Here is a 6,570-nt window from a genome sequence, read left to right on the forward strand (position 1 = left end):
TGGGCTTGGGTGGAGGGGTTGGAGTTGGGGTTGCCAGGGCAACTGCAGCCGGGGCAGGTGGTGGTGGAACAGGGGCAGGCGGTGGCGGTGGTTGGGGTCTTGGCGGAGGAGGAGCAGGGGCCTCCTGGGGACGGGCGGCCTGGGATTGGGGTGGACTGCCTTGAGAAGGAGGAGCTTCTACCCGCTCACCCCCATCGCGGGAATCAACTTCTGAAACCAGATCTGCTTCCTCTGGGGGCTGCAGATCTTCTGGATCCAGAAGGATAAACTCAATGGCTTCTTGTTCTGGCTCGCGAGTGAGCCAAAGCCGCCCCAAGTGGAGCAATCCCAGCAGCACCAGCACGTGCAGCAGCAGCGACAGCGCCACCATCCAAAAAAAGTTGCGAGATTCATCCTCGCGGCGGCGCTGCTCAATCCAGATGCTGGTCATAGCCAAGAGTGCCCTTTCCTTTCTTCAACGCTCTCAACACACCGAGTTGTCTGTTGCAGACTGGGCCACGGGGGTAACACCCCAGCTAGTGTTATAGCATCCGAGCAGTTGGCACTCCTGCGCAAAGGCGTATAGTCTATCTCGGGCTCGGGAAGGGATCCCACCTTGCAGCAGCTCTAAGATCGCCTACCTTGAAAAGAGCGGGGATCCCATTAGCCGGGGAAAAGCCCCACAGCTCGGGGTGCTGGCTCTGATGTTGGCTGGTGGGGCACTTTTGGTGGCTTTTTAGGAGCGACGTTATGGAACCCATCCGCTTTCATCTGGCCTTTCCAGTTGCCGATATTGCCTTGGCCAAGGCCTACTACGGCGATGGCTTGGGCTGTGAGATCGGTCGAGAAACCTCTGCTGCCGTTATTTTTAACCTGTACGGCCATCAACTGGTGGCCCACCTCACCCACGAAGAGCTGACGCCCCAGCGGGGCATCTACCCTCGTCATTTTGGCCTGATCTTCCCTACCCAAGGGGATTGGCAGGCGCTGGCCGACCGTGCCTTGGCGCGGGCCTTGCCCTTTTATCAAGAGCCGCGCTGGCGCTTTGTTGGCACCCCCTTGGAGCATGGCACCTTCTTTTTGCAGGATCCCTTCCATAACCTGCTGGAGTTTAAGTACTACCGCCACGCTTCCGCCATTTTCGGGGAGCGGGAATTGGCCTTGGTCGGGGACAGTGCTTCCCACCGCTCGCGCGAACGATCCCCGGCCCGCTCAAGTGGCATGTAGTGCAAACAGGAGGAACCTTTGGCCACTCAACCCCTGCGTTCTGGCCCTGCGCGCGGCCCTATCTGGCAGATGGATTTCAACGCCGTCCCCCTGCGGGATGAGCAGAACCGAAGGGTTTGGGAGCTGTTGGTATGCGATCCCACCGGCCGGTTTCGCCAAGCGCAGTATTGCAGTAACCAAGAGGTGAACAGCACCTGGGTGGCACGACAGTTGCGGAGCTACCTCGAAGCGGCTCCCCAGCCTCCCTCGGCCATTCGTGTGTTTCGAGCCCGCATGAGTTCCATCCTGCAACGGGCCTGCGATGCGGTTGGGATCCCGATGCTGCCCAGTCGTCGCGTTTACACCCTCAAAGCTTGGATGCGAGAACGGGCAGAGCAGGTTTACCCTCAAGAGACTCAGTTTACCTACAGCCCCGAACCTCCTGTGGATCCGGATCCGCCGGATCCCATCCGTCTGCCGGACAAGTTACAGGGAGAACGCTGGGCCTTCGTGACCTTGCGAGCTGAGGATCTGCGGGAAGCCGACGCCTGGCCGATAGAATTTGGCGAGCTTTTTCCGGTTGCCTGGGACACTTTGACGCCCGACACATTGGCACCAGTGGTGCGGAGCACCCTCATTCCCGGCTTGGTGATTACCTCGCAGCGGGCTTTGCCGATGGCAGCCTGGATGAGCGGTATGGAACCCGCCTACTTGAGTGTGGCAGACGGCCGGCTACTGCTCGAGGCGGGCCTCAACGATTGTTATCTGTTTGCACAATTGAGAGATGAAACACTGCGAACAGAGGCAGAAGTCTTTGCCCAGCGCCAGCAGCAGGCCCAGGGGCTCCACTTTCTTGCCATTCAAACCGATCTCAGGGCCCAGTCTTTCGCCGGCTTCTGGCTGATGCAACATCCGCTGTAAGTAGCAGCCGTTACAGCCTGTTTGTAAATTACAGTCATTTCAAACTAGATTGAGACACTCCCCAAACGCTCCGCGCCGCTGCCGCGACCACCCCCAGCTCCTCTCCCAGAGGGAGAGGGGAGTTAGAGACCAATGCGACAGAAATGTTTCATTACCTGTTTAAAAAATGACTACACTACTTGAAATGACTGCGTTTTCGATTCAAACTAGGGCCCTGCATCCGCACCCAAAACCTTGAATGCGCAGGGCCAGAAGGCTTTTCAAGGACTCCGTCCCGCTGGCGCGATCAGTGGCCTAGGCGTCTCACCCTAACTTGAAACCACCATATCGCCAAAGTCGCCAAAGAGAGAAGGGATCCTCACTAGGAAAACACAGCCTCCAGCGCCTGCAAGGTCTTTTTCACCTTGGCCTGGGCTGCCTCCACCTCGGGTTGGTCATAGGCTTTGGCGGCAAAGTCTAGTTGTTCTAAGCTGCGGCCCATCTCCTTAGCCAGGCGCAGCACTTCCCGCTTTTGTTTATCTGGCAGGGTAGCCGCCAGGCCGGTCAAGGTCTTACGAGTGAGTCCCATCGGCCCGTGGATGTAGGAGCGGATCTCCAACCAGTCCTCCGCCTCCACCAGGCTTTGCAGCCGCTCTACCTGTTGCTCCAGTTGTTGCAGCTCTCGGGGCAGGCCAGCAGCCGCTTGCACAGAAAGGGATCCCAGCCACAGCCCCAATGTCAGGATGGCAACCAGCAACACACTCCGCCAGCGACAGATCATCACATACCTCCCACATGCCTGCAACAGGCTTGACTTCTTGGCCATGATTGCCATCAGCTTTTTGGCAATCATTTGGTAATCAAATGAATAGTTTACCCGCTGGCTGCACCTCAGCCCCTTGGCTGCCTCTCGAAGAGCACAGCAAATCGGTTAGGCTAGGGATGTAAAAGAATGTAAATGGCACTCTCATGCAACGCATCATCCTCATGACCGGCAAGGGTGGAGTCGGCAAAACCTCGATGGCGGCGGCGACCGGCTGGCGTTGTGCCGAGATTGGCCTGAAAACTTTGGTGCTGAGCACAGATCCGGCCCACTCTTTGGCCGATAGCTTCGATCAGCCCTTGGGCCATGAGCCGGTCGAGGTCAAACCTAACCTTTGGGGGGCGGAGCTGGACGCCCTCAACGAACTGGAGCTGAATTGGGGATCCGTCAAAACCTACATTACCCAGGTGTTGCAGGCGCGAGGGCTAGATGGGGTGCAGGCACAGGAGCTGGCGATTTTGCCAGGGATGGATGAGATCTTTGCCCTAGTGCGGGTGAATCGCCATTACGACGAAGGCAAGTTCGATGTGTTGATCATCGACTCGGCCCCTACAGGCACGGCCCTGCGCCTCTTGAGCCTGCCGGATGTTTCTGGCTGGTACATGCGCAGGTTCTACAAACCCCTGCAGGGGCTGGCGCAAATGCTGCGTCCTATTGCCGAGCCGATTGTGAAGGGGCTGACCGGGATCCCGCTGCCGAATGACCAGGTGCTGGATGCTCCTTATGAGTTCTATCAGAAGATTGAGCGGCTGGAGCGCATCCTCACCAACAACCGCATCACCTCAGTGCGGCTGGTCACTAACCCCGAAAAGATGGTGATCAAAGAATCGCTGCGGGCCCACGCCTACCTCAGCCTTTACGGGGTGGCCACCGATTTGGTGATCGCCAACCGCATCTTGCCCGATGGAGTGGTGGATCCCTACTTTGCCGCCTGGAAGGCAGCCCAACAGAAATATCGCCAGGAAATCCACGAAAACTTTGCCCCCCTGCCGGTCTTCGAGATCCCGCTGTACTCCGAGGAGTTGGTGGGATGGGACGCCCTAGCCCGCCTGAAAAAAGACCTTTGGGGGGATCGCAACCCGGCGGACGTGCTCTATGCCGAGCAAACCCTGAATGTGGTAACCGACAACGGCCAGTACCGGCTGGATCTTTACTTGCCCGGGATCCCGAAAGAGCAGGTGGAATTGACCAAAACCGGGGATGAGCTGAACATCCGCATCGGCAACCACCGCCGCAACTTGGTTCTGCCCCAGACTTTAGCGGCCATGACCCCGGCCCGCGCCAAGATGGAAGAAGACTACCTGCGCATTCATTTTGCTGCTTGAGGCTGTAGCTGCTCTTGGTTGCGTCAGTGTTGAACGGCAACGGGGCAGCGTCAGCGCCAGATGGCACAATGAGGGTGTTCCCTACTTCTAAAGATGGATCGCCGAGGATCCCTTCTCAGAAGAGGATGAGATCATGCTGTTGCTTCGTATCTTCCTGATGGCTCTGCTCATCGCTTTGACAGGTTGGTTTTCCCCTCCCGCCAGCGCCCTGCTCAACGACGACCGTTACGATGGCAACATCTTTGCCCTCTACGGGGCCAATGGCGGCATGATCCCCCCCCGCGTTTCCTTGAAGCAGGCGAAAGAGCAAGGGATCCCGGCCCTCCTCGTGTATTACATCGATGACAGTAGCGATTGCAAAAAATACGCCGCCACCATTGCCAACCTGCAGGTTCGCTACGGGCTGGGGGTCTATTTCATCCCCTATTCCGTCGATTCCCTCCTGCCCGGCGACGAGCGCGGCCAATACTACACCGGACAAGTGCCTCAAACCCTCCTCTTCGACCCAGAGGGAAATATCGTCTATCAATCCGTCGGCAACCGCCCCATCACCGAGGTGGAAAACGCTATTCGCGCCCTCTTCAAGTTGGATCCCGTTCCCCCAGGGCTGATCAAAGCCAAACCTTTCAACGAGATCCAAACCGGATTTGCCGGATCCCGTTCTCCCCAAGCCTACCCCCCCACAAAAGCCCAGCCGTGACGGCCAATCCCGATCCCTTTGATCCTCTCGAGGCTCTGCAGGAAAAACTCCAGAGTCTCCAGGCTCGTCTTGCCGACCTCAGAGAATTGGAGCGCATAGCCCAGCTTTCCCCTGAACAATGGGCCGAAATCCAAGCTGAAGCCAGTCAACTGGAGCAACGCCTGCAGGCTTATGTGCTAGAGGTGTTTAATCCTGTCCCCGCTACCTTTTGGCAGGTGGTACGCTTCGGCGGCCTTGGCCTGCTGCTGGGCATTGCTCTGCAGCGCTGGGTGCTGAGCTAGCCAGCACACCCCTTAAGATAAAAAAGCTCTTGGATCCCGGAGCCCTTGCCCATGCGCATGCGACGCCCTAGACCATTTAGTCTTGACCGCAAGACTTCGCGCTTTCTGCCTCTGCTGGGCCTGCTTTTGGCGCTGCTGACCCTCCTGCCCCGTTGTCTGCTGGTTGTCCAACCCGGCTACGAAGCCGTCATCTTCAACCGCCTCACGGGAGTGGAAATGACTCCCCGCCGCGAGGGGATCCATCTGCTGATTCCGGTGCTGCAGTTCCCCACCCTTTACGATGTGCGCACCCAAACCTACAACATGACCAGCCGAAGTGAAGAGCGCAGCGTCAAAGCCGACGATACCCTCACCGCTCTCACTGCCGATGGGCAACGGGTGGATCTGGATGTTTCGGTGCGCTATCGCCTGGATCCGGATCGGGTTCCCGAAATCCATCGCAATGTAGGCCCCGATTACCTGAACAAAATTATTCGCCCCGCCTCCCAAGCCGTGGTGCGCAATGTTATCGCCCGCTATTCGGCCATTGGCGTTTATTCTGAGCAACGAGCTGAAATCCAAGAACAAATTGCCGCTGAGCTCTCTCGCCTAATGCAGCCAGAAGGGCTGGTGCTGCAGAGCTTGCTCTTACGCAATGTGGAATTTTCCAAAGAGTTTCAGTCGGCCATCGAAGCCAAACAAATTGCCGAGCAAGAGAAGCAAAGAGAAGTGTTTCGCGTAGAGCAGGCTCAACTCATCAAACAACGAATGATTGTCAAAGCCAGCGGTGAGGCCCAAGCCATCGCCCTCAAAGGGGAAGCGCTGCGCAGCAACCCGAACGTCATCCAGCTCGAGTATGTCCGCAACTTGCCCGACGACATCCAAGCCATCGTCAGCGAGCAAAACACCATCCTCAATCTGGGGGACTTTCTCAACAAGTAATCGATTCGAGAGTCCCAAGTTAGGATTGGATCCATCCAGTTCAGGTGCATCCACTCCAAGCCCGTTCTCAACAGACCATCAGCCCCAGCCCCTCTCCCAGAGAAGTGTTGCTGCTGTGCCCCTTAATTTCTTGATGGGCCGTAATTCTCGGCCTTTGCATTCATTTTGCATTCATAGAGAACCCAGCACTCTCCGGTACTCCGGGGGCCAAATACCGGGCCCGACACTCAACTGGCAAGCTGACGTAGGAGCCTGGGGAGTTGACTGGGGCATCCACTCTCCGGAGCATCTGTATCAGACTAAACAGAAGGAGGCTGCCAGGATATCTAGGCTTTGTACAATTGCTCACAAAGCCCTGGGTTGATGGGAGCATGACTCTAGTCAATAATAAGCTCAACTATACTGAAAATAATGTATAATATGTTCAGTACGGAT

7 protein-coding genes and 1 pseudogene are annotated in these 6,570 nt (G+C 57.2%); 6 read left to right on the forward strand and 2 right to left on the reverse strand.

The features are described 5' to 3' along the window. Positions 1-430 (reverse strand): annotated as a pseudogene (locus NW839_RS03785) (energy transducer TonB); the annotation flags it as partial. Between the two features lie 299 nt (positions 431-729). Between NW839_RS03785 and NW839_RS03790 the strand changes: the two are divergent. Continuing rightward, a complete protein-coding gene (locus tag NW839_RS03790; RefSeq protein WP_414349864.1) occupies positions 730-1,206 on the forward strand; it encodes a VOC family protein in 477 nt (158 codons plus the stop codon). Positions 1,207-1,224: 18 nt separating this feature from the next. Next, complete coding sequence (locus NW839_RS03795; RefSeq protein WP_011432767.1) at positions 1,225-2,106, forward strand: Tab2/Atab2 family RNA-binding protein; 882 nt, start codon at positions 1,225-1,227, stop codon at positions 2,104-2,106. 361 nt (positions 2,107-2,467) lie between these two features. On the opposite strand, the gene psbQ is transcribed toward NW839_RS03795, so the two are convergent. Beyond that, the gene (gene psbQ / locus NW839_RS03800) at positions 2,468-2,911 is read right to left on the reverse strand and encodes a photosystem II protein PsbQ (protein WP_414349863.1); all 444 of its coding nucleotides are present in this window, start codon (positions 2,909-2,911) and stop codon (positions 2,468-2,470) included. 143 nt (positions 2,912-3,054) lie between these two features. Here psbQ and NW839_RS03805 point away from each other — a divergent pair, with 143 nt between their 5' ends. The 4 genes from NW839_RS03805 (at position 3,055) to NW839_RS03820 (ending at position 6,135) form a co-directional block, all read left to right on the forward strand. Then, positions 3,055-4,233, forward strand: coding sequence for a TRC40/GET3/ArsA family transport-energizing ATPase (locus tag NW839_RS03805; protein ID WP_414332153.1), 1,179 nt, complete (start codon positions 3,055-3,057; stop codon positions 4,231-4,233). 133 nt (positions 4,234-4,366) lie between these two features. After that, on the forward strand, positions 4,367-4,933 hold the full coding sequence (locus NW839_RS03810) for a thylakoid membrane photosystem I accumulation factor (protein ID WP_414349862.1): 567 nt from the start codon (positions 4,367-4,369) through the stop codon (positions 4,931-4,933). After that, positions 4,930-5,214, forward strand: a complete 285-nt coding sequence (locus NW839_RS03815; protein WP_041436379.1) for a hypothetical protein — start codon at positions 4,930-4,932, stop codon at positions 5,212-5,214. The genes NW839_RS03810 and NW839_RS03815 overlap by 4 nt, the downstream gene beginning before the upstream one ends. Positions 5,215-5,265: 51 nt before the next feature. Continuing rightward, positions 5,266-6,135 carry a prohibitin family protein gene (locus NW839_RS03820; RefSeq protein ID WP_148202707.1) on the forward strand — a complete coding sequence of 290 codons (870 nt, stop codon included), beginning with the start codon at positions 5,266-5,268 and terminating at the stop codon, positions 6,133-6,135. Positions 6,136-6,570 lie beyond the last annotated feature (435 nt).

This window comes from Synechococcus sp. R5-15 (genome assembly GCF_047462035.1).
Lineage (GTDB): Bacteria > Cyanobacteriota > Cyanobacteriia > Thermostichales > Thermostichaceae > Thermostichus.